The following is a 24,199-nucleotide window of genomic DNA, read 5'->3' as shown; positions in this document are numbered from 1 at the left end:
ATGCCTTTATTAAAATTTAATAATGTAGGTATTCGAGGTTTTAGTGCTGCTGTACCTGCAACAGTTATAAATAACTATGAATATACGGAGTTCTTTAAGTCAGAAGACGTGAAGGAAGTAGTTGATAAAATTGGAGTTAAAGAACGTAGGTTTGTTACACATGAGCAGTGTTCTTCTGATTTGTGTTATGCTGCGGCTAATAAATTATTAGATGATCTAAACGTGAGTAGAGAAGATATTGATCTTTTGGTGTTTGTTTCCCAAACTCCCGATTATCGTATGCCCGCTACAGCAATTAGTTTGCAAGATAGGTTAGGCTTAAATAAAGATACTATAGCATTCGATATTTCACTTGGGTGTTCTGGTTTTATTTATGGCTTATCAACTGTTTATGCTTATATGCAAACCGGAAATTTTAAGAAAGCTTTACTTTTAAATGGAGAGACACGTTCAAAGGTTTATTCTCCAAAAGATAGAAAAACAGCCTTTTTATTTGGTGATGGTGGTACAGCTGTTTTGATTGAAAATGATGAGAAATATGGTGAAAGTTTTTTTTCAATGAATTCAGATGGAGCTCTGTCAGACTTAATTAAGATAGAAGCGGGTGGATATAGAAATATGAGTACTTGTGAAACAGTTGAAGAAAGGGTAGTAGATGAATATGGTAATATCCGTAGTGCTGAACATGGTGTTATGAAAGGAGGAGACGTTTTTAATTTTGTTTTAAAAGAAGTTCCGAAAGATTTTAAGAAGTTAATATCTTTTGGTAATATAGATACAAATTCTACAGACTATTTTGTTTTTCATCAAGCTAATGATTTTATGAATTCTTATTTGGCTAAAAAATTAAAGGTTAGTATTGATAAAGTTCCTAGTAGCATTGCAAAATTCGGAAACACATCTTCTGTTTCAATTCCTTTGACAATTGTTTCTGAATTAAGAGGCAAATTAGAAGGAAATAAAAGCTTGTTTTTATCAGGTTTTGGTGTTGGTATGTCATGGGGATGTGCATATATTAAAATAGCGGATAGTTATATTAGTCATATTGTAGAAATATAAAATATTTATGAATAATTCTCTTTTTTCTCTTGAAGGGAAAACAATTTTAATTACAGGGGCTTCCTCTGGTATTGGGTTAGCTTGCGTGGAATTACTTGATAAGATGGGAGCTAATCTTGTACTTATAGGAAGATCTCGTGAAAAATTAGAATCAATTAGATTAACTTCTAAGGGAAAACATCATTTAGTTTCTGTTGATGTTACAGATTATGAAGAAGTAAATAAGGCTTTATCTAGTTTGAATTTGATTTATGATGGAATAATTCATTCTGCAGGAATATCAACAACCCTACCTTTAAAATATATCAATCCTGCTAATATTGATAAGTTTATGCAGACAAATGTGTATGGCGCTGTTAATTTGACAAAATTAGTAACAGGTATGAAATTTCGTAATAAAGAAGGAATGAGTGTTGTTTTCATATCTTCTGTTATGGGTATTGTTGGAGAGTCGGGTAAAACAATATATAGTTTGACAAAAGGAGCTCTTATTTCTGGTTCAAAATCCTTGGCATTGGAGTTAGCTTCAAAAAAGATTCGTGTTAATTGTATTTCTCCTGGTGTAGTAGAGACCCCTATGAGTGGTAATGCTGTTTATGCTAAAAGTGAAGATGCATATTCGAGAGTTGAGAAGTTACATCCTTTAGGTTTAGGTAAACCTGAAGACATTGCTAATACGTGTGTTTTCTTACTATCTGATGAAGCAAGATGGATAACTGGAACAAATGTAATTGTAGATGGAGGTTATACAGCAAAGTAATATGAAGAAAATTATTATAATAGGAGCAGGCGGCAATGCCATAGAAATTGACGAATATATAGCATTTAATAATCGTCAGAATTTTGAGTATGAGGTTGTAGGTGTGATTGATGATAATATGGAAAGTTATGGGAAGTATAATTTTTCGGCACCTTATCTTGGGAGTATTAGAGATCATAAAATTATCAAAGATGTATTTTATGTAATAGCAATAGCTAATGCTGTTTATAAATTGCCTATTGTAAAAAGGTTTTTAGAGGCGGAAGCAAAATTTGTTAATATTATTCATAATACGGCTTATGTTTCTCCATCAGCAAAGTTGGGAATAGGAGTAGTTATTGCACCATTTGTGAATTTGGGACCAAATACAAGAATAGGAGATTTTACATTGGTTAATTCAAGAGCAAGTATAGGTCATGATACTAGAATTGGAAAGTTTAATTTTATAGCGCCAAATGTTAGTTTTTCGGGAAATACTTGTATTGGAGATGAAAATTTATTTGGTGTTAATTCTGCAAGTATCCCTAGTATTACTGTAGGAAACCGCAATAAAATTGCTGCGGGGATGATTTTGGATAAGAACATAGGAGATGATTCAGTCATTTTTCATAAGTTTAAAGAAAAGATTATTACTGTATTGAAGTAAGTATAATAACACTTTAATAAGGTAATTTCCTCAAGCCTATATAATCTGATTCAATTTGAGAGTAATATATTTTATAAATTTATACCTTTAACACTTCAAAATTTAGAACAAAAATACACAACATAATGAAAGCAAAAATATGGTTATCTTCTCCTCACATGGGAGGAAATGAACAGAAGTATGTAAACGAAGCTTTTAAAATGATTTGGGAGGCGCTACTAGGACCAAATGTGAATGGATTCGAAGCTGATTTGAAAAGTGCCTAGGTGGTGGGTATAAGAGATTGTTTATTAGTAAAATTACATATATATCTTAATATTGCCTGGTAGGAAATGTAGAAGTAGGCGAAGGAACGCATATCGGGATAGGTACTTCTGTTATACAAGGTATTAAGATAGGAAAGTGGTGTACTATAGGAGCAGGAGCTGTTATTATTCGAGATGTGCCTGATTACGCGATAGTCGTCGGAAATCCAGGAAAGATTATAAAATATAACAATAACTAAAATATATTATGGATGAAATAAGAGTTAAATGTCAGGGATGTGGTGATGAAGTAGAAGTAAAAATACCAAAGGAACCGATAGCTGAACATAAACAGGATGGAGTTTCTTATGCTATATTAGAACAATTGGTTGAAAATGATTCAGATACTCTGGCTATACGATCAGTAACGCAGTTTATTAAATTAGAGTGTCTCGCTTTAATATTATATTTAACAGCTAACCAACAATGGGAATGGTGGTGGATTTTTGCCTTGTGTGTGGTGTCTTTTATTCTATTAAGCAGTAGGCGATTGCGTTTCGTATTTGTGTTAGGGATAGCCATAGCTTCTGCTTATATCGTTTTAGAACATTTGCTAGTAGATAATACTTATCGTTGGATATATGCCATTGGGATATTTCTTGTTTTGTTACTTATACATGGAATCGCTTTTTTTAGGGAAAAGCGCTCAGTTGAGATTATGGGAAAATAGAATAAAAAAAACACGCTTTTTAGCGTGTTTTTCTATTAATAGACCTTCTTAGGTCTTAGATCTCGTTTGTTATAATACAGTTTAATGTCTTTATTGATACAAACCTGTTTACCAGTAAAGTCTTTGTGTTTGTATTCTTCTCCTAGGATACGTAAATCAATTTTATAGATGCTTAAAATATCTTCTAAGTCTTGTTCTGTTTCATAGGGTATAATTTCATCTACATATTTACATCCTTTAAGGGCGATGTATCGTTCTATTAAAGAATACTCTTTGACAAGAGGGAGTTTTCTTTCTTTTTTAGCAGTGGTGTTAATGCCAACGATAAGGTAATCACATTGGGTTTTGGCTTCTTCAAGCATTTGAATATAACCAGCGTGTAAAAATTCGAAGGCAAGGAAGGTGATTCCTACTTTCATAGTTATAAGGTGTTGTTTGAAGAAACAAAATTAGTTTTTTTTAAAGACTCTACATTATACAATGTGTAAAAAAAATTTATATAAAACCCCTGATTTATATAAAAGTTGTATAAATCTCTTTACCTTTAACACTTCAAAAATTAGAACAAAAATACACAACATAATGAAAGCAAAAATATGGTTATCTTCTCCCCACTTGGGAGGAAATGAGCAGAAGTATGTAAACGAAGCTTTTGAGAGTAACTGGGTGGCACCACTAGGGCCTAATGTAAATGGATTCGAAGAAGATTTAGAGAAGTTCTTAGGTGAAGAGGTGCAAGTAGCCGCACTAAGCGCAGGAACAGCTGCTTTACACCTTGGATTGGTGAATCTTGGCGTTGTGGCAGGAGACGAGGTAATCTGTCAAACTATGACGTTCTCAGCCTCTGCAAACCCAATTGCTTATCTAGGGGCTAAGCCGGTGTTTGTGGATAGTGAAGCAGATACGTGGAATATGTGCCCAGTAGCACTAGAGGAAGCGATAAAATCGCGTGCTATGGCTACCGGACAAAAACCCAAAGCGATTATTCCAGTTCACTTATACGGTATGCCTGCGAAGATGGATGAGATCTTAGCTGTGGCTAAGAAATATGAAATACCTGTATTAGAAGATGCTGCAGAGGGACTAGGAAGTACCTATAAAGGAAAGATGTGTGGTACCTTTGGTACTATGGCAGCATTGAGCTTTAACGGGAATAAGATTATCACGACTTCTGGGGGTGGCGCACTGGTGTGTCAGACGAAAGACCAAAAGGATCAAACGGTGTTCTTATCTACTCAAGCGCGTGATAATGCTCCTCACTACCAACACTCTCACATCGGATACAACTACCGTATGAGTAATATCGTGGCAGGGATTGGTCGTGGTCAAATGGAGGTATTAGCTGATCGCATTGCGTCTCGTCGTGCTAATCACGCTTTTTATGTAGAGCTCTTTAAAGAGATTGCTGGTGTAACCGTATTTACAGAGCCAACGAGTGATTTTTATTCCAACCATTGGTTGAGCTGTATTACGCTTGATGAGGCAGTGTGTGGTCACAGCAGAGAACAATTGCGCTTAGCATTATTAGAGGAAAATATAGAGACGCGTCCACTGTGGAAACCAATGCATATGCAGCCTATTTTTCAAGATGCTCCTTACTACGGGGGTAGAGTAGCCGAGAAATTGTTTGAAACAGGGCTTTGTCTTCCATCGGGTAGTAATCTCTCTGATGAAGATAGAGAGCGTATTGCCATTGCGGTTCGAGCTTTTTTTAAAAAGTAAGTATTAAAAAAATAATATTATAGTTAACAAGAGAAACCACTGCTATTTAGTAGTGGTTTTCTTGTTTATAGTAAATAAAGGGTTTGTTAGAAATGATAAATAAGGTAAATTTGGTGTTTGAATTTTAGCAAAATATAAAGCATTTCTATTAGTCGATAGAAAAAAGTATAAATAGAAAAATAAGCGGATGAAAATAGTAGTTACAGGAGGGTTAGGGTTTATTGGATCACATACCGTAGTGGAGTTACAAGCAAAGGGGTATGAGGTTATTGTTATAGATGACTTGTCTAACGCCTCTATAGAGGTTCTAGAGGGGATTGAAGCAATTAGTGGAGTTAAACCTGAGTTTGTGAAAATGGACTTACGCAATAAAGCGCTGGTTCATGCCTTTTTTAACGAGTATAAAACATCGATAGATGGAGTAATTCACTTTGCAGCTTCTAAAGCCGTAGGAGAGAGTATGGCTAAACCATTGATGTATTACGAAAACAATTTCTTTTCGCTTATTAATGTACTATCAGCTATGCAAGAAAGTGGTTTAGATAAGCTTATCTTTAGCTCTTCTTGTACCGTATATGGTCAAGCGGAAACTATGCCTGTAGCTGAAAATGAATCAATAAAATCGGCTTTATCTCCGTATGGGAATACTAAACAAGTAGGGGAAGAGATTATTATTGATTTGTCTAAGGTTTACCCAATTCAGGCAATCTTACTTCGCTATTTTAATCCAATAGGCGCACACGAATCTGGTCATATAGGAGAATCTCCTTTAGGAGTGCCTTATAATTTGATTCCTTATATAACACAAACAGCTGTTGGGGTTCGTGAGTTTTTATCAATCTATGGTAATGACTATAATACTCCTGATGGTACGTGTGTTCGCGATTATATCCATGTAGTGGATTTAGCCGACGCTCACGTACGTGGTTTAAAGCGTCTACTGGATAAAGAGAACACTGAACAAATAGAATCGTTTAATGTTGGTAATGGACAGGGATATTCTGTCTTAGAACTAGTTCATTCTTTTGAGCGGGTTAGCGGTATCAAACTAAACTATAAAATTGTTGATCGCCGCCCTGGGGATGTGGATATGGCCTATGCTGATAACTCGAAAGCTCGAGATGTACTGGGATGGAAACCAACTAAGACTCTTGATGATATGCTTTCAAGTGCTTGGAAGTGGGAACAGAAGGTAAGAGGGTAGCGTATAAAAATAAAGATATAAAAGCTATGACATGAGTGTTGTAGCTTTTTTTGTTTTTAGAAGTAGAGGGTTTAAAATTTAGAATCTTCGATGCTTTACTAGTAAAAAGTGGATGGTTACCCAAAATATCTTTTATAGTTTTTAAAGTTGTATTTCATTTGTATTGCAGTGATAATTTATCATTATAGTTTTTTATTAATTTAATATTAGTGATTATGTTTTTTAATAGTGCAAAAAAGGAAAGTATTCAACGTTTAAGACAAAGTGAAGTAAGACTTAAAGAAATAATTGATGTAGTAAATGAGAAAGCCATTAATCTTTATGTACAAAGAAAATCTGCTTCCATAGCTATACAAAGAGTTGAAGAATATATAAATACGTTAGCTAATACACCTAAGGAATTTCTTAGAGACATTCAGGAAGTAAAGTTAAATATCAAAGAATTTAATCAAGCAGTGCGTATTGAAGATGAAAATATGTCTAATAATATAAAAGGAGCATCAGCTGCAGGAACTGGTTTAGTGGTTGGAGGAGCTGTGACTTCGTTAGGACCAACGGCAGCAATGGCTATAGCAACGACTTTTGGTACAGCCTCTACAGGTACTGCTATTGCATCACTTTCAGGAGCAGCGGCGACAAACGCAGCTTTAGCATGGTTAGGTGGAGGAGCATTAACAGCAGGAGGTGCAGGTATGACAGGGGGAAGTGCCTTGCTTGCATTAGCAGGTCCACTTGGATGGGGAATTGCTGGGGTTTTAATTGCTGGTGGTGGTGCATTTGCAGCTAGTAAAAATAAAAAGGCTGCAGAGCAAGCTAAAGAAGAAATTATTAAAGTTGAAGAGCAAATAGCTGAATTAACCCAAGTATCAACAAAGTTAAATTATTATATCGAAGAAACGACTTCTTTAAAATCAGCTTTAGATTTGACACTTTTATTACGTTTATGTCCTGATAATTACTTGGATTTTGATGACATTCAGAAAAAAAGGTTAGCTGGCTTGATTAATAATACAAGAGCGATGGGAGAGTTAATTAATAAACGTATCGTTTAGTTTATTCTTATCCATGAATAGTAAAAATATAATTGTTGATCAATTTGTAGCTAGTAAAATTGTCAGTGAGATTCAAAAGCAAGGCGCTCTATATTCAGATACATTAACCAAAATTCAATGCCAGGCAATGGAAAAGATGCAATATGCAGATACTGCGTTAGCTGGTAGTTTTGTTCAGGTAGAAAAAATTAGAGATTTTGTTTCTTCACCTCAGAATATTCTAGGTTCTATTAAAACTAAACATGGAGAAGTAGCAGAACAAATTGAGGTTAATATACGTAATGCTCGTTCAATAATGCAAGGAGTAAGACCTACTGCAACTTTTGAAAATGTAGGTAGGTTAGCACCTGAAGATTATATTGTTAATAATCAATTAGTTCAGTCTAAATTTATCAATGGTGCTAATGCTGGTTTAAAGCACGTTTATTCTCACTTAGAAAAGTATCCTAACTTTACTGACAATGGTGGTTCTTATCACATTCCTAAAGATCAGTATGAGCTTATTGATAAGGCGTTGAAAGGGGAGCAACTCGGAAATTTAAGTAGTAGAAGTGTTGAAAAATTAAAAGAAACTATATTAAAGCTAGAGCAATATACAGGGAAGCCTTTTCATAAAATTGTAAAACCAGGTATTTCTACTTACGGAGAAGTACAATTAGGTGCTGTTGATAAAACTCTGAATAAGTATGAAACAGAATTTATATCTACTCATAATGATAAGCGCAAAGAAATATTCTTAGAAAGGGATCAGAAAACGATACAAGCACAAAACATATTACAACCCTCTTGGGGTGAGGCATTTAAATTTTCAGCCATTGGAGCAGGTGTGTCAGGGGCTATGGCAGGAGGGTTAAAAGTGTATTCAATCATAAAACAAGGCAAGGATATTACTGAATTTACAATTGATGATTGGAAATCTATAGGTTATGATTTTACAAAAGGTGGATTAACGGGAGGTATTAGTGGTCTAGGGATATATGGGGCTACAAAAGTTATAGGTTTTTCTGCTCCATTTGCAGGTGCAATAGTTAGCGTAACAGTAGGAGCCTCATCTTTATATTTTCAATATAAAAATAAAACTATTTCTAAGCAGGAATATATTGATTCGTTAAGTGCTTTATCAGTAGAAGGCGGATTAGCGGCAATTGGTGCTTCTTTGGGGCAAGTTGTTATTCCAATACCTGTATTAGGAGCGATTCTTGGTGTTTGTATAGCAAAGGCAGGTCTGGAGGTTAGTCGCTTTATTTTTTCTGAAAAAGACAAAGATTTAGCAGAAAAAATGCGAAAGGATTATGATGCATTGATTAATAAGCTTGATCAACAAACTAAAAGTATTATAAGTAAAATGGATGCCTACTTTACTAAGCGCGGGAGTTATTTTCAAGCTGCATTAAGTAAAGATGCTGCAGTTAGTTTTTATGGTAGTATTGAGCTTTGTAGATTATTGAATGTAAGAGAAGATCTTATTATAAAAAACATGGATGATTTAGATAATTTTATGATTAATTAGTTTATAAGGTATAGTTTATCGATGTACAAAACTGTGAATCTGTTAAGGGGCATATTAGTGATGTAATGTATGAAGAATCTATTATTAGATTCTTTTTTGTTGAACAAATGATATAGCTATGTGAAGTAGATTAAAAAGCACTCCGAAATCACTGGCATAAATCAAACTGAGTTATCTAAATAGTATACTTTTTAGTTTTAAGATTTTTTAAAATGATAAAAAAGTAAAACTTTTTGATAAGGTTTGTTTGTAGTTATTTGATTTTAAGGTGTTTGTGGTTTGTTTTTGTAGGCTTTGATAATTATCATTAATTATTAGTTGTTTGGTTTTTACTTTAGTTTGAAAATTAAAAAACATGAAACAATCAAAAAAAACTAACTCCAAACAAGTGTCTTATACATCAGAACAAGCCATTGAGGCATCTACTGTTTATTTTAATGGTGATGCTCTAGCGGCGAGCGTATTTGTAAATAAATATGCATTGAAGAATTCTCAAGGTGATATTTTTGAAGATACACCTGATAAGATGCATAGACGCATAGCAAAAGAAATAGCCAGAATAGAAAAAAAGTATAGTAATTCTCTGTCTGAAAATGATATTTATGACTTAATTGATAAATTTAGATATTTAATTCCTCAGGGTAGTCCGATGACAGGAATTGGAAATCCTTATCAAATAGCTTCTTTATCAAATTGTTTTGTAATTGGAAATAATGGAGAAAGTGATTCTTATGGAGGAATTATGAAAATTGATCAAGAACAAGTCCAGTTGATGAAGCGTCGTGGTGGAGTTGGTCATGATTTATCACACATAAGACCTAAGGGAGCAGAGGTAAAAAACTCAGCATTAACCTCCACAGGATTAGTTCCATTTATGCAGCGTTATTCTAATTCAACAAGGGAAGTTGCCCAAGACGGTAGAAGGGGAGCCTTGATGCTTTCTGTATCTGTTAATCATCCAGACTCAGAAGATTTTATTGATGCAAAACTACAAGCAGGACAGATAACAGGAGCAAATGTGTCGCTGCGTATCGATGATTCTTTTATGAAAGCAGTTAGAGATAAACAACAATACACTCAGAAATATCCAATTTTTAGTTCTAAACCACTTTTCTCAAAACAGATTCAGGCTAATGACCTGTGGGGTAAAATAGTACATAATGCATGGAAGTCAGCTGAACCGGGTATACTATTTTGGGATACAATTATAAATGAATCAATACCGGATTGTTATGCGGATTTAGGTTATAAAACTATCTCAACTAACCCGTGTGGAGAGATTCCATTGTGTGCCTATGATTCCTGCCGCTTATTAGCGATTAATTTGTTTTCATATGTTGTTAATCCATTTACATCAAATGCTTACTTTGATTTTGATTTGTTTAAAAAACACGTGGAATTAGCTCAAAGATTAATGGATGATATTATTGATTTAGAGCTTGAAAAAATAGAGATCATTTTAGATAAAATTAACCAAGATCCCGAAGATGATTCTGTCAAAAAAATAGAAAAAGAACTATGGATTCAGATTTATAACAAAGCAAAGCAAGGCAGAAGAACAGGTCTAGGGATAACAGCAGAAGGCGATATGCTAGCTGCATTAGGTATTCAGTACGGTAGTAGTCAAGGCATAGATTTTTGTGTTGAAGTTCATAAAACATTAGCCTTATCCGCATATAGGTCATCGGTTGAATTAGCCAAACAAAGAGGTGCTTTTACTATATATGATAGTGATAGAGAAAAGAATAATCCGTTTATTTTACGTATTAAACAAGCCGATGCTCAACTATATAAAGACATGATTGAAAATGGTAGAAGGAATATAGCTTTGCTGACTATCGCCCCAACAGGAAGTACTTCTTTAATGAGTCAAACAACCTCTGGTATTGAACCTGTATTTATGCCTGTGTATAAACGAAGAAGAAAAGTGAATCCAAATGATAAACAAGCAACAGTTGATTTTGTTGATGAAATAGGAGACTCATGGCAGGAGTATATCGTATTTCATCATCGATTTAAACAATGGATGCAAATAAACGGATATGATACACAGAAGAATTATACACAAGAGCAAATAAACCAATTAATAAGCGTGTCTCCTTACGCTAAGGCTTGTTCTAACGATATTGATTGGTTGAGTAAGGTTGAAATGCAAGGCGCTATTCAAAAATGGGTTGATCACTCTATCTCAGTAACCATTAATATTCCAAATCATGCCACTGAACAATTAGTTGATCAGTTGTATATGCGCGCGTGGGAGGTTGGATGTAAAGGTGTAACTGTTTATAGAGATGGTTCTCGTTCAGGAGTTTTAATTTCAACCGAATCTAAAGACTCTTCCAAAGAATCAGGTCAATTAAGCTTTTCAACTAAACGACCTCAAGTTTTAGAATGTGACATAGTACGCTTTCAAAATAACAAAGAAAAATGGATTGCGTTTATAGGGAAAATTGACAACAGACCTTATGAGATTTTTACAGGTTTAGCTGATGATGAAGATGGAATCTTACTACCGAGAGGAATAAACGAAGGTTTTATTATTAAGAATAAAGATGAGCAGGGAAATTCTCGTTATGACTTTCAATTCACAAACAAACGCGGATATAAAACCACTATAGAAGGGTTGTCTTATCGCTTTAATCCAGAATACTGGAACTATGCCAAACTAATCTCAAGTACTCTTAGACACGGGATGAAAATTGAAAAGGTTGTTGAACTGATCAATTCTTTACAGTTAGATAGTGAATCTATCAACACATGGAAAAATGGAGTATCAAGAGCTTTAAAAAAGTTTGTTCCTGACGGTACCCATGTAAAAGGACAACAGTGTGATAACTGCGGCTCAACATCGCTGGTGTATCAAGAAGGATGTCTTATTTGTAAGGATTGTGGCTTGTCGAAATGTTCTTGATTAAAAAAGCTTTTTTTAAATCAGGCAGAAATTGGTTTAAACGGATACTTTGTACTGGGTTAAACTTAGATATAAGTAATTTAGTGGATATTCCACTAGCTACTCTACCACTTATTCTATACTGCATACTCATTGATAGGTAATATGTTACTTTATATCATATAATGCTTATTAAAATAAAAGTGCTGATGTATAAAAACTACACAGCGCTTTTGTTTTAGAAAAAGTAAACAAACTTTTGAATTTTAAAGGAATGAAAAATGATGTCAAGAATAGTAAATGAGTAATTACTGTGCTATTGTGATTTATTTTAAAAATATGATTGTTTTTTAATTTTACTATTAAATGACAAATAATGTCTTTGTTTGTTTTTTGAGAAAAAAGATTTAATTTTGCTTAAAATTAATATAAAGTAAAGTTATGAAAAAAAATTTTTATTTGCAGTTATGGCTGTAATGGGGGTTAGTGTATTAGCATGTTCTAGTGATGACAATAGTAATGGGACACCAGATTACAAGACAGAAATTCAAGGAACATGGAAAGATTCAAAAATTATCTTTTTAGATAAAGATAAGAAAGTAATTGGTGAGCAACCAGCTTCTAATAATGATGGATGTGGTAATGATGAGTTAGAGTTTAAAGGTGATGTTTGGACTTCAAAATACTCTTATAAATATATAAATGGTGACATTAATGAGTGTAGAACTGAAACAAGCAGTAATAAATTTGTAATTACAGGGAGTAAAATTTCTATTACTGATGAAGAAGGATATAATGAAGAGTATGAAATCACAGAAGTGAGTAAAAGTAAATTAGTCCTTTTGGATCTTGAACCTTTGACAGAGTCAGCAGTAGAAGGAGAAAAATATCCTAAAGGAACTACTTTCGTTAAGTTAGAGTGTGTAAGCAAATAGTTTTATTATAGAGTAAAATATAAGAGCTATCTAGATTTTCTAGGTAGCTTTTTTTTGTTACTCTAAAAACCAATACAACCCATTAAATATCAATTGCTTTAGTTTTTTGTCGTGTACTTAGTACCAAATTATAATTTATTTAATAAAATCAGATATTGCTTTTCTACTTTGTAAAGTATATTTAAATGGTTTTGTTGATTTATCTTCAACCAATAAACCTAATTTAATAAGTTCACTTAAATCTTTACTTGCTGTCTGCCTTACAACTTCATGTTTTTCTGCATAAGAACTTAAAGTTATATTATTTTTTTCTTTTAAGTATAAAAAACCTACCAAATCAGCTTGTCTTTTGTTTAAACCTTTAGAAAGTAATTCATAAGAAACAAGATTGGCTTTTTTTCTTTCTTCAAGCTTTTTGTCTCGATATTGAGTTAATTTTTCAAATGCAATACGTATATTTTTAATTGAATAGGTTATAAAATAATTTAAATCGTTCTGGTCATACTCTGTTTTTAAAAATGCTTTGTCATATTGAGATCTTGACTCTAAAATGACTCTTGATATAGAAATGTTTCTTACTAAGGAATAACCTTTTTTTAATAAATACCAATAAAATAAAGCTCTTGCTGTTCTACCATTTCCATCTTTAAATGGATGTATAAAACCAATCATAAAATGTATTATAGAAGCTTTTATTATAGGATGTATAAAGGTTTTCTCATCATTAATAAATTCACATAATTCACCCATTAATTCTGTAATTTCTTTCCAATCAGGAGGAATGTGCGCAATTTCGCCATCTACATGATCTGTGACATAAACTTCTCCATCTCTAAAGTCGCCTGAATATTTCTCTGCATCTGTATTGGCAGTGATGATTTTCTGTAAATCAATTATAAGCTTAAAATCAATATTGTTATCTGAAAATTCACTTATATATTCAATTGCTCTTAAATTATTGAATATCATTTGTTCTGATTCATTTCTCGGAATTCTTCCTGTCTTAAGCATATCCCTTGCTACCTCTGTAGTTGTAGCAGCGCCTTCTACTTGAGAAGAAGCAACAGCTTCTTCTAGTAGTGAATTTTTAAAAAATTCAATTCTATCAGATGGAAGAATAGAATTTTGTTGTAATCCTCCAATTAACTTTAAATCAAAATCATGTAAGTTTTTAGAAATATATTCTGATTGAAAATATCTAAAACTATAAGTACCAAAAGTTATTTCTTGATATTTAGAAGTTCTGTAAGTTTTTAATAAAATCCAATTGTCGATCTGAGATCCAAATGGTACGTCTTTTTTATACTTAATATCGTCCCAATAATAATATTTCTCGTCTGATTTAATGATAAAATCTTTGAATTCACCTCTCCAAATTCCTTGAAGATAGTCAAAATTTAATTCGCATTTTGGTGGTTTTTCAAGTTTCATTTTTCATCATTGTTAAATTGTCTTCAAAAGTTAACAATAATATGTATGTTCCACAAATTTATTCCAGTTAAACGCATTTTTACGAATATAGAACAGTGTTTTTTACACTAAGTAGGCGTCATTATAAACCTGAAAAATCATTGGTAATAGCAAAATTATTTATTGCGGATTTAAGGTTGAATTAAACTTGTATTTTGTCAACCTTTTATCTCCAGTTTTAATTAAAATTTCTTGTTCTACTGCCCATTTTAAATCTCGGCTTGCTGTGGCTTGACTAATATCTTTGTATTTTAATAAATAATCTTTACGGCTAAAATCACTATCTCCAATAATATCTTTGTATAGTTCAATTCTATCTTCTGCTGTAAGGGTTCTATTTTGTGTTTTTAGGAGGTTCTCTAATGCTTGAAGTATAATGTTTAACATAAACTCTATAAATGGCGTAGAAGTCGCCTTTTTGTCCGAGATACTCAGTGCTTTATAGTAAGCCTCTTGATTTTCTTTTATCAGGCTTTCAACTGGCAGATATTCAAAAACTGGGTACTTCTGCATTAAGATTAATGTTTGCCATAGTCTGCCCATTTGTCCATTACCATCTAAAAAAGGATGTATAAATTCAAATTCGTAATGAAACACACAACTTTTAATTAGTAATACATCTGTGTCGGTTTTCAGGTAATCAAATAAATCATTCATCAAACCTTTTATCATAGTTCCACTTGGCGCAACGTGCTCAACTTTTGATCCTTTTACAATACCAACATTTTTAGTTCGCAGTTTTCCAGCATCATCAATCAATCCTTTCATAAGGATTGCGTGTGCATTTTCTAAATCCTTTAACTTATTAGGATTAAACTCTCGTAGTTGCTCATACACTTTTATAGCGTTCTTAACCTCTAAAATATCCTTTTGTGGTGCAATTACTCGTTTATCGTTTAAAAGTGCTGTTATCTGCTCTTCTGTAAGTGTATTACCCTCAATCTCTAAAGAAGATTGTATTGTTTTTATGCGGTTCTTTTTCCGTAGTTTTGTTGGAGGCTTATATAAGTGGGTAGCATTAATTTCTCCCAAACGCTCTGAAATGTCAACAACTAACTTAAAAATGGTATCGGTAATCTGATAAGGTGGCTTCATTTATGATAGTATCACAAAGATATTTAAATATATTTAATCAATAGCGTTCTAAATAAATTTAAGCTAAGTACACGACAAAAAACTAAAGCAATTGATATTTAATGGGTTGTGTTGGTTTTTAGAGAGTAATAATCTAGATAAGTAGTCAAGTCCAAGTTTAAAAACACTAATAAGCCTATTGCCATGTTTTTTGATTGTGATAGGCTTGATTACTAATGTTTAATAATATCTTAATACAAGTGTTTACTTTTAATTCTACTTTTACCCAAGTTAAACTTTTGACCATGGACAAAAACAAATGGATAGAGGTAAATTACGATTTATATTGGAGTGACTTATACAGATATGCTTATACCATATTAAAAGATAGAGACTCGGCAAGTGATGCCGTACAGGAAGTGTTTGTATCTATCTATAATAATTATGATCACTTACATATTCAACAGTCTAAGTCTTATTTGCTTAGAGCAGTAAAGTACAAAAGTCTTTCCATGCTAAGTGAAAGCTCTTTTGATACGGTTCAACTAGAATCAGTTTATAAGGCATTAAGTGATAATGAAATGCTCAGTGATAAAGAAGCTGAATTGTTTAGAAAACAATTAGTGGATATAGTTTATAAAAAAGCAAAAGAGATATTACCCGATAGATGTTTTCAGGTATTCTCTTTGAGATATTATCAAAATTATAGTTATAGAGAAATCGCCAAAGATTTAGGTATTTCTGAGAGTACAGTTGAAAATCAATTAGCAAAGGCATTAAAAATTCTTAGAACAAATTTGCCTTATTCGGTTGATTTACAGGTGTTAGTTGTTTTAGCTTTTCCATTAGTAAATTGCTAAGAGTTTGATTGGTTGTTGTATAAAAGTCTTCTTTTAAGAGGGCTTTTTTTTTTGCTCAAGTGTTAAGAATACTTAACGCTTAATGCTTTTTTTAGGTGATTTATTACCAAATCGTTAACAATGAAAATAGCGTAGGTGATAAGGGGGTAGATTTTTCTCTTGTATATATAAGCCAAATATAATGGAGAAGAAATTTAAAGAGATACTCAAGCATTACCTCACAGGTAAATCCACCCCTTTACAAGATAAAGTAATAGAGGATTTTATCTATAATATGCAAACAACAAATAAATCTTCTAATGATCTGATAACTGATCAAAAGCTCAAGCAGAAGATCAGACTATCAATACTAAAAAAGATTCAACCAAGAGTCAGAAAAAAAAGAAAGTATGTTTTTCTAAAAAGTGCTTTCGTTGTATTACTAATCGGTTTATCAATAAGTGCTATTGTTAATTACTCACAGCAGCCTTTAAATTACACGACTTACTTAGAAAGTAAAACAATTACTCTTTCAGATGGTTCCTTTGTTGAATTATATCCTCATTCGTCACTTGAAGTAAATAAACAATACAATAAACAAAACAGATCATTGTCCTTAAAAGGGAAAGCCTTTTTTAAGGTTACTCCAAATAAAGAGTTAGCCTTTTTAGTAAAAGGACAAAGACTAACTACTAAAGTACTTGGAACTTCGTTTTTACTTGATGAGCAATCCCAGCAGAATTCAGTTAAGGTAACAACTGGAAAGGTAGAGGTAGCTACGCAGAATCAGCGCGTTGTATTAACTAAAGATCAAAGCGTGTATTTGTATTCTGATGGACTGTTTAAATACTCTGCAGATAATCAGATTATTTCCTCAACAAGTGATGCGTTACTGATGAATAAAGCCTCATACCAGTTGTGGAGTACAACTCTTGAAAAGGAGTTCAAAGTTAAAATTCAAACTAATAAAGCCTTTGTTAAACAACTTAGAATAACGGCAGATTATAGAGATAGTAAGCTTATTGATATACTTGATAGCTTCTGTTTTATACACAACCTTTCCTATAGTATTAAAAACAATATCATAACTATTAACTAATTAAAACATGTTTACATCCCCCGGTATTAAAGCCAAGACGCGTTTGTATATAGCTTGTTGTATACTAATGTATAGTCAAAGTAATTTTGCACTGAATCAAAGCAGTCAATCTGTATTTGAATCACAAAGTATTGTGCTAAATAAGGGCAGTGTGCCGATTTCCACTGTCTTTGATAAAATAGAGCACCAGTCCTCTTATAAAATTGTCGTGAGTCCGATGATAGATAAAAACCAAAAAATCTATATAGATACTCAAAACAATGATATAGAATCGCTATTAATGCAAATAGCAGAAAATAGTTCAACGCTCTACCAGATTAACAATAATCTAATCTCTTTTAAAGAAAAACCTAAACCTGTAAAAACTAATTCTAGTCAGCAAAAAAAGACCCTAACAGGTAAGGTATTAGATGAGTCAAACCTTGGTCTTCCAGGGGTAGTGGTACAGGTAAGTGGAAGTAATCAAAGTACTTTTACTGATGTTGAGGGAAACTATACTATTGATGTTTTAAAACACAACAGTAGCTTAACTTTTTCATTTATGGGCTATAAAACTCAAAAGGTAATAGCTAAAGACAATTTAATTATAACCTTAGAACAAGCCTCTAGTGATTTGGATGAAATTATCATTGTTGGATATGGGACTCAAGAAAAGAGAACATTAACCACTGCAATTGATAAGCTTTCTGTTTCTGAAAAAGATATGCGTAACGTAGGCTCAGCTGTTGAACTTTTACAAGGTAAGATGGCTGGTGTGAATGTTAACTTAACTTCAGGAAATTTAGGAACAGGTGAGCGCGTGTCTATTAGAGGGATTTCCTCTATAAGCGCTAGTAATGAGCCATTGTATGTAGTGGATGGTATTCCAATTTATAATCCATCAGCTCAGCTTTTTAACATGGGAGAATCCATGAGTTCTCTAACTACTATAAACACCAATGATATTGAATCTATAGAGGTTTTAAAGGATGCAGCTGCTGCAGCTATTTACGGATCTAGAGCAAATAATGGGGTTATTTTAATTACAACTAAAAGTGGAAAGAAAAACTCTAGCCAAGTAAGATTTAATTTTAATACAGGAATATCTGAGTTTTCTGGAAGAAACAAACTCAAGATAACCGATTCAAAAATGTATATCGCCCAATATAACAGTGCAGTGGATAATTATAACAAACAATATGGTTTAGTTGTAGGCGATCCAGATTTTAAAACTCATATTTATAATCCCTTTGGAGATCTTCCAGATACTGATTGGCTTGATGTGGTGACACAAAGAGGAAGTTTTACAAATGCAGATCTATCTTTCTCGGGAGGATCAGAAAAAACAACTTATTACATTGGTGGGACTTTTTTAGAACAACAAGGAGTTATTAAGACTAATAGTATGAAACGCTATAATCTTAATACCAAAATAGAATCAGAGCTCACCCCATGGTTAACCATAGGAACAAACAGTAATCTGGCTTATGTAAAAAACAATCAAGTACCTGGACCTAATTTAGGCTCTACAATTATAGGTCGATCAATCGAACAACGTCCTTTTGATAGACCCTATAAACCCAATGGAGAATACTATATCGGAGGAACACAAGAGATGATGAGACATAACCCTGTTCAGATTCTAAATGAACAAACCTCTTATTTAGATATGTATAGATATATCGGTAATTTATATGCTGATGTTAAACTACTACCAGGGCTATCTTTTAAAAATAGTTTGAATACAGACTATAATTATACTTATGATTATTTGTACTACAATGAAAAACATCCTTACGGGACAGGTGTAGGTAGATTGGTTGATTCCAAGCGTACAATAACGAATATTGAAACAGAAAGTGTTTTAATTTATCAAGGGGTTGTTAATGATTTTGGAATCAATGCAATGGCTGGTCATACTTTTCAAAAGGTAAAAAATAATACAACCGGTATTGATGCACGTGGTTTTCCATCGGCATCATTTGATGTAATTAATGTGGCCTCTGAAATTAAAGGTGCTACCGGGTATATTACCGAATTTGCCATGGAATCATATTTCTCCAGATTATCAATTGATTATTTAAGTAAATATATGCTTAGCATGTCACTTCGAACCGATGGGTCCTCAAAGTTTGCACCCGATACGCGTTGGGGATGGTTTCCTTCGTTTTCTGCTGGGTGGAATATTGATAAAGAAGCCTTTATGGAAAATATAGACCTAGGAGCTAAACTGCGCCTTAGTTATGGTAGTACTGGAAATCAAGAAGGAATTAGCAACTATGGTTATCAGTCTCTTTTATCAGGAGGGAATGATTATGGACTTGCAAGTGGGATAGCAGTGTCTGGTTTTGGTAATCAAAGACTTACTTGGGAAAAAGCAAATCAAGTTAACCTTGGAATTGATTTAGCTTTTTTAAAGCGAAGAGTAAATCTAACGGTGGATATGTATAAAAAGAACACCAATAATTTGTTGTATTCAATGCCCATACATGCAACCTCAGGAATGTCTACTGTCTTAAGCAATATAGGTTCTATGCAAAACAAAGGAATAGAGGTTTCTTTGGCAACTGATTTTGATTTTGCAGACTTTAATTGGAAGTCTAATTTTAATATAGCCTCAAATGAAAATAAAATCACCCAGCTTATTGACAATAATGGAGAGCCTTTATCCATCGGGGCCAATAGGGCTCTTCAAGTGGGAAAAGATATAGGTTCTTATTATTTGTTTGTTCAAGAAGGGATTTACCAATACGATGGACAGGTGCCACAACAGCAGTATCAAAGAGGTGTTCGAGCCGGAGATGTGAAGTGGAGAGATCGCGATGGAAATAATATCATCAATGATAACGATAGAGAGGTTATTGGGAGTTCGAATCCTAAGTTTTTTGGAGGGTGGAACAATAGTTTCTCTTATAAAGGATTTGAACTGAATATTCAAACTACATTCTCTTATGGTAATGATATCTACGCCCAGTGGAAGTCTGGAGTATTGGGTAGGCTAGGAGATAGGTTCCCAATTTTAGAGGAGTATTATGTGAATCGTTGGCAAGGCCCTGGTACGACTAATAAGTACCCTAGAGCAATAATGGGGGATACTAATAATCATAGAAACTCAGATAGATGGCTTGAGGATGGATCGTATTTCAAAATACAATCGATGACCTTGGCTTATAATTTTAATTCAAAACTACTAGAGAAAATACACCTAAGTGGATTAAGAGTGTATATGCAAGCAACGAACCTTCTTATTTTGACGAAGTATTCTGGTTGGGATCCAAGTGTTAGTGCAAATCTAGATGCTAGATTCTACGGAAATGATGCTCTGGGTGTACCACCTACTAAAAACTTCTCAATAGGATTAAATGTAAACTTTTAAAAGCTTTTAAAATGAAAAAAATTATTATAGGACTCTTATTTCTGTCATTATATTCATGTAGTAATGAACTGGATTTATACCCAAGTACTGGGTTATCACCAGATGCAATAACACCTAGTGATTTGCCAGCACTCGAGCGCGGGATGTATAACAATGTACAAAATGACCCTAGACGAGAATCATGGATTTTCTATGATATCATAGGGGGTAATGTTCAAGGGACAACCACAACAAGTAAAGATGTTATAAACAATACACTAAATCCTTTAAATAGTCTTATTGTTAATGGATGGAAGGGGTATTACAGTGCACTTTATCAAGTAAATAACGTTTTATCGATAACAGCAAACCTACCAAAGGATCAAACAACCACAAGGGTTAGTGGTACAGCATATTATTTTAGAGCCTATATCTATTATAGTTTAGTGACTCGTTGGGGAGATGTTCCATTGTTACTAGAAAACTCTTTAGAGAAACCCTCAAGAACAGATAAAAGCCTTGTATGGCAGCAAATAGAAGCAGATTTAGAAATGGCTCAACAGCTTTTGTCTGATTCTAAAAATTACTACTATGTGTCTAAAGATGCTGTTGTAGCATTGCAGGCAAGAGTGATGCTTTCACAAAATAAATTAGATAAAGCCTCAGAACTAGCAGAGTCTCTAATTGAAAGTGGAAAATATGCACTGGATTCATTTGAAAAAATCTTTCGTAAACAAGACAATTCAGAAGTGATTTTTGCCTTTGAGAATCTTTCCTCAGAGAGTTCAATAACCATTAGTACTTTGTTTTATAATTATGGGCATCCCAATAAGGGTAGTTATGTATATGCTCCTTCCAAAGAGATACTCTCTCTTATTAAACCAGAGGACAAAAGACATGCAATTTCTTTTGTTAATGCCGGAGGACAGGACTGTATAAATAAATACCCTAGTGGACAAACAGGAACTGATCCGGTTATTATCTCAAGACTTGCAGAAATGTACTTAATCAGTGCAGAGGCCTCTTCGATAGGTTTGGCCACAAAAAGATTAAACCAATTAAGAGAAAAAAGAGGACTTGACCCAGTTTACCCCTCTAACAAACAACAGATGTTAGAACTAGTATTAAAAGAGCGTAGAATGGAACTATTAGCCGAAGGGTTTTCATACTATGATTATGTGCGTACCGGTAAGGCTACAGAGCATTTAGGACTTTTAGACTATCAACACCTACTGCCTATCCCAGGTGGAGAATTACAATTAAACCCAAACTTAACCCCTAATCCAGGATACTAATGAAAACAATCAAATTTTTACTTTTTACTTTATTTATTAGTTTGCAAGTTTCTTGTCAAACTACTGCTGAGGATAGTTTTACAGATTATAAATCAAACCCACAAACTCCAAAAGGTGAGCTACTTGTTAACAATAGCAATTTAGTGGCTCAGGTATTCAAAGATTCAACCTATAGTTTAACCCCTGGGGTTGAAGTACATGAATTTGCTTTTCTTTCTAAAAAAGGTCTAGCCATGAAAACCTTTCTATACGATATTGATTTAAATAAACCTGATGTATCAGTGGTGGCTTCAATGCCGGATAATAAAATGGAATTCTCCATGCAACCAATGACTCAACAAGCAAAGGCATTAGTCAATGACCGCTTTGAGGTTGTAGGTGGGGTAAATGGAGATTTCTATGATATGACCACTGGAGTTCCAAGAGGGGTGTTTGTCTTTAATGGAATGGTTTTAAAAGATAGTTATATAGATAGAAATAAAGGATACCTCGCAGTAGATAAATTCAATAAGGTTTATCTAAAAGACATTGAGTTGTTTAAACAAGAAAAACAATCTTTGCAATATGCTGTATCAGGTGGGGTATGGCTGGTTAAGGACTCAGAGAAAGTCCTGCAAACAGACAATGCAGTTCATCCCCGAACAGCTATTGGAACAACAAAGGATAATCATCTTTTATTAATGGTTGTTGATGGGCGTAATTATACATGGTCTAACGGTATGGATTATGATGACTTAGCTGAGTTTATGAAAGCCATAGGAGCTGATCGTGCTCTTAATTTTGATGGAGGAGGAAGCTCTACATTTTTTATTAATCCAGGTTCATTTAGCAACAATTTTGATATTAGAAATCTACCTTCCGATAATGGAGGTGATCAAAGAGCGGTTGCTAATGGAATTATCATAACTAAAGCAAAATAGTAACCCATGAAAACGCAGTTTAATTTTTCAATCAAATATTTTTTATTGCTACTAATTTCAGTTTTTTCTCTTAGCTGTTCTAGTGATGATAATTTATACAGTTTTAGTGTTTTAGATCCAGACCTATCTATTGATAAAACAGATTTTCAGGTAAGTAAAAATAAAGGTGAACTAAATCTTGTTGTAACCTCTAATTTACCGTGGAGGATAGAGTCGAAATCCTCATGGATTACCACCAGTGTTAATCAAGGTGATAAAGGACAAACAAATATTGCTATTTCTTATGCAAGAAATTATGCCTTAGAGCCTAGGTCAGCACAGGTGAAGGTTTGGATAACTGAAAAAGCTGTTCAAACTGTGTCCATTAAACAAGAAAAAGCTAGTATTGAAGATACTTACAATAATTACTATGTTAGTGAAAATGGACAGTCAGATGGGAGTAGTTGGCAAAATACAACTAGTCTATCAAAGGCCTTAGAATTGGCTAAAAACAATAATGATATTATCCATTTGCAACAAGGAACCTACTATCCAAGTGATAATGCCCAGATTGATACTGGACTTGAGAAAGATCGTACGTTTTTAATTAATGCCAATATTAAATTAATTGGTGGATATCCAAAGGATGCAACCACAGGTAGTAAGCCAAGTGCGGAATATAAGTCTGTACTTTCAGGAAACAATATCAGTGTGCATACAGTGACTGTTTTAGCCCAAAAAATTAATGGATTACAAGTGCATTTAGAAAACCTTCAAATAACCCAAGGTAATGGAGATGCTCAATCTAGTAAAGTTACTATTGGCTCAAGGCAATTGCCAAGAGACCATGGGGCGGGAATGATTGTTATTGGCTCAAATTTAAATGTGGTAAACTCTGAGATAATTAATAATACCTCGGGGCGTCATGCAGCTGGTATGTTTATCGATAATAATAGTAGAGTTAATATACACAATTCACTAATTAGTAATAATACAGGGGTAAATACAAACTCAAATGCTGGTGGTATTTTTGTTAATGCCTCTGAGTTAAATGTTTTTGATTCTGAAATATCTAACAACACAGCAGCAGGAGTATCCGGAGGATTGCAGTCACTGAATAAATCTACGGTTAACTTAACATCTGTAAAGGTTTTTAATAATTCATCTAGGGCTAATGCTGGTGGTTTTTATCATAGAGGAAGCTCTAAATCAACAATTGTAAATTCTTATTTTTATAATAACTCTGTTACAAGTGGTGATGGTGGGGCTATATCAACTCATGATAATGCTATATTAACTATTATTAGTTCTACGTTATACAACAATACTAGCCCTAAGAGTTATGCCTGTATAAATAATCAAAGCAATAATACTGTAAATCTTTATAATACTTTATTGCACAATAATACCTCGAGCGTTGAAAATAATGGTATAAA

The 24,199-nt window shown here is 33.4% G+C and carries 19 protein-coding genes and 2 pseudogenes; 18 read left to right on the top strand and 3 right to left on the bottom strand.

All coding sequences use genetic code 11. The features are described 5' to 3' along the window. The 6 genes and pseudogenes from GJV77_RS10740 to GJV77_RS10715 all read left to right on the top strand — a co-directional run bounded on the left by GJV77_RS10740 (position 1) and on the right by GJV77_RS10715 (position 3,440). Positions 1-1,059 carry a 3-oxoacyl-ACP synthase III family protein gene (locus GJV77_RS10740; protein ID WP_155036356.1) on the top strand — a complete coding sequence of 353 codons (1,059 nt, stop codon included), beginning with the start codon at positions 1-3 and terminating at the stop codon, positions 1,057-1,059. Between the two features lie 7 nt (positions 1,060-1,066). Then, a complete protein-coding gene (locus GJV77_RS10735; RefSeq protein WP_155036355.1) occupies positions 1,067-1,819 on the top strand; it encodes an SDR family NAD(P)-dependent oxidoreductase in 753 nt (250 codons plus the stop codon). 1 nt (position 1,820) lies between these two features. Then, positions 1,821-2,465: an acetyltransferase gene (locus GJV77_RS10730; RefSeq protein WP_205012529.1), complete on the top strand. Its 645-nt coding sequence runs from the start codon at positions 1,821-1,823 to the stop codon at positions 2,463-2,465. A 125-nt stretch (positions 2,466-2,590) separates the two neighbouring features. After that, positions 2,591-2,722: pseudogene (locus tag GJV77_RS10725) on the top strand (pyridoxal phosphate-dependent aminotransferase); the annotation flags it as partial. A gap of 65 nt (positions 2,723-2,787) precedes the next feature. Then, positions 2,788-2,970, top strand: a pseudogene (locus tag GJV77_RS15080) (hypothetical protein); the annotation flags it as partial. An 8-nt stretch (positions 2,971-2,978) separates the two neighbouring features. Further along, positions 2,979-3,440, top strand: a complete 462-nt coding sequence (locus GJV77_RS10715; RefSeq protein WP_155036353.1) for a hypothetical protein — start codon at positions 2,979-2,981, stop codon at positions 3,438-3,440. Positions 3,441-3,475: 35 nt separating this feature from the next. Here GJV77_RS10715 and GJV77_RS10710 read toward each other — a convergent pair whose 3' ends face one another. After that, the gene (locus GJV77_RS10710; RefSeq protein WP_155036352.1) at positions 3,476-3,859 is read right to left on the bottom strand and encodes an adenylyltransferase/cytidyltransferase family protein; all 384 of its coding nucleotides are present in this window, start codon (positions 3,857-3,859) and stop codon (positions 3,476-3,478) included. Positions 3,860-4,022: 163 nt separating this feature from the next. Here GJV77_RS10710 and GJV77_RS10705 point away from each other — a divergent pair, with 163 nt between their 5' ends. From GJV77_RS10705 to GJV77_RS10680, 6 genes are all read left to right on the top strand, one after another. Next, the gene (locus GJV77_RS10705; protein WP_155036351.1) at positions 4,023-5,162 is read left to right on the top strand and encodes a DegT/DnrJ/EryC1/StrS family aminotransferase; all 1,140 of its coding nucleotides are present in this window, start codon (positions 4,023-4,025) and stop codon (positions 5,160-5,162) included. A 187-nt stretch (positions 5,163-5,349) separates the two neighbouring features. After that, positions 5,350-6,366, top strand: a complete 1,017-nt coding sequence (galE, locus tag GJV77_RS10700) for a UDP-glucose 4-epimerase GalE (protein ID WP_155036350.1) — start codon at positions 5,350-5,352, stop codon at positions 6,364-6,366. Positions 6,367-6,581: 215 nt separating this feature from the next. After that, positions 6,582-7,418 (top strand): hypothetical protein, encoded by an 837-nt coding sequence (locus GJV77_RS10695; RefSeq protein WP_155036349.1) that lies wholly within the window; start codon positions 6,582-6,584, stop codon positions 7,416-7,418. A 13-nt stretch (positions 7,419-7,431) separates the two neighbouring features. Then, entirely contained in the window at positions 7,432-8,928 is a 1,497-nt protein-coding gene (locus GJV77_RS10690; protein WP_155036348.1) for a hypothetical protein, read from the top strand. A gap of 355 nt (positions 8,929-9,283) precedes the next feature. Further along, complete coding sequence (locus GJV77_RS10685; RefSeq protein ID WP_155036347.1) at positions 9,284-11,839, top strand: adenosylcobalamin-dependent ribonucleoside-diphosphate reductase; 2,556 nt, start codon at positions 9,284-9,286, stop codon at positions 11,837-11,839. A gap of 446 nt (positions 11,840-12,285) precedes the next feature. Further along, positions 12,286-12,753: a lipocalin-like domain-containing protein gene (locus GJV77_RS10680; protein ID WP_155036346.1), complete on the top strand. Its 468-nt coding sequence runs from the start codon at positions 12,286-12,288 to the stop codon at positions 12,751-12,753. Positions 12,754-12,888: 135 nt separating this feature from the next. Here GJV77_RS10680 and GJV77_RS10675 read toward each other — a convergent pair whose 3' ends face one another. Both GJV77_RS10675 and GJV77_RS10670 read right to left on the bottom strand, forming a co-directional pair. Continuing rightward, entirely contained in the window at positions 12,889-14,184 is a 1,296-nt protein-coding gene (locus GJV77_RS10675) for a Fic family protein (RefSeq protein WP_155036345.1), read from the bottom strand. Between the two features lie 159 nt (positions 14,185-14,343). Beyond that, positions 14,344-15,318, bottom strand: coding sequence for a Fic family protein (locus tag GJV77_RS10670; protein ID WP_155036344.1), 975 nt, complete (start codon positions 15,316-15,318; stop codon positions 14,344-14,346). Positions 15,319-15,602: 284 nt separating this feature from the next. Between GJV77_RS10670 and GJV77_RS10665 the strand changes: the two genes are divergently transcribed. From GJV77_RS10665 to GJV77_RS10640, 6 genes are all read left to right on the top strand, one after another. Then, positions 15,603-16,157, top strand: coding sequence for a sigma-70 family RNA polymerase sigma factor (locus GJV77_RS10665; RefSeq protein WP_240142856.1), 555 nt, complete (start codon positions 15,603-15,605; stop codon positions 16,155-16,157). Positions 16,158-16,338: 181 nt separating this feature from the next. Continuing rightward, positions 16,339-17,235 carry a FecR family protein gene (locus GJV77_RS10660; protein WP_155036343.1) on the top strand — a complete coding sequence of 299 codons (897 nt, stop codon included), beginning with the start codon at positions 16,339-16,341 and terminating at the stop codon, positions 17,233-17,235. Positions 17,236-17,242: 7 nt separating this feature from the next. Further along, positions 17,243-20,590 carry a SusC/RagA family TonB-linked outer membrane protein gene (locus GJV77_RS10655; protein ID WP_155036342.1) on the top strand — a complete coding sequence of 1,116 codons (3,348 nt, stop codon included), beginning with the start codon at positions 17,243-17,245 and terminating at the stop codon, positions 20,588-20,590. Between the two features lie 11 nt (positions 20,591-20,601). Next, complete coding sequence (locus tag GJV77_RS10650) at positions 20,602-21,864, top strand: RagB/SusD family nutrient uptake outer membrane protein (RefSeq protein WP_155036341.1); 1,263 nt, start codon at positions 20,602-20,604, stop codon at positions 21,862-21,864. Further along, positions 21,864-22,784, top strand: coding sequence for a phosphodiester glycosidase family protein (locus tag GJV77_RS10645; protein ID WP_155036340.1), 921 nt, complete (start codon positions 21,864-21,866; stop codon positions 22,782-22,784). The genes GJV77_RS10650 and GJV77_RS10645 overlap by 1 nt, the downstream gene beginning before the upstream one ends. Before the next feature lie 6 nt (positions 22,785-22,790). Then, positions 22,791-24,199 (top strand): BACON domain-containing protein (locus GJV77_RS10640; protein ID WP_155036339.1); only part of this gene is annotated, 1,409 nt, incomplete at its 3' end.

Source organism: Myroides pelagicus (assembly GCF_009711055.1).
Lineage (GTDB): Bacteria > Bacteroidota > Bacteroidia > Flavobacteriales > Flavobacteriaceae > Flavobacterium > Flavobacterium pelagicum.
The sequence above is the reverse complement of the archived record's forward strand: the minus strand, read 5'-3'. Positions and strand labels throughout refer to the sequence as shown.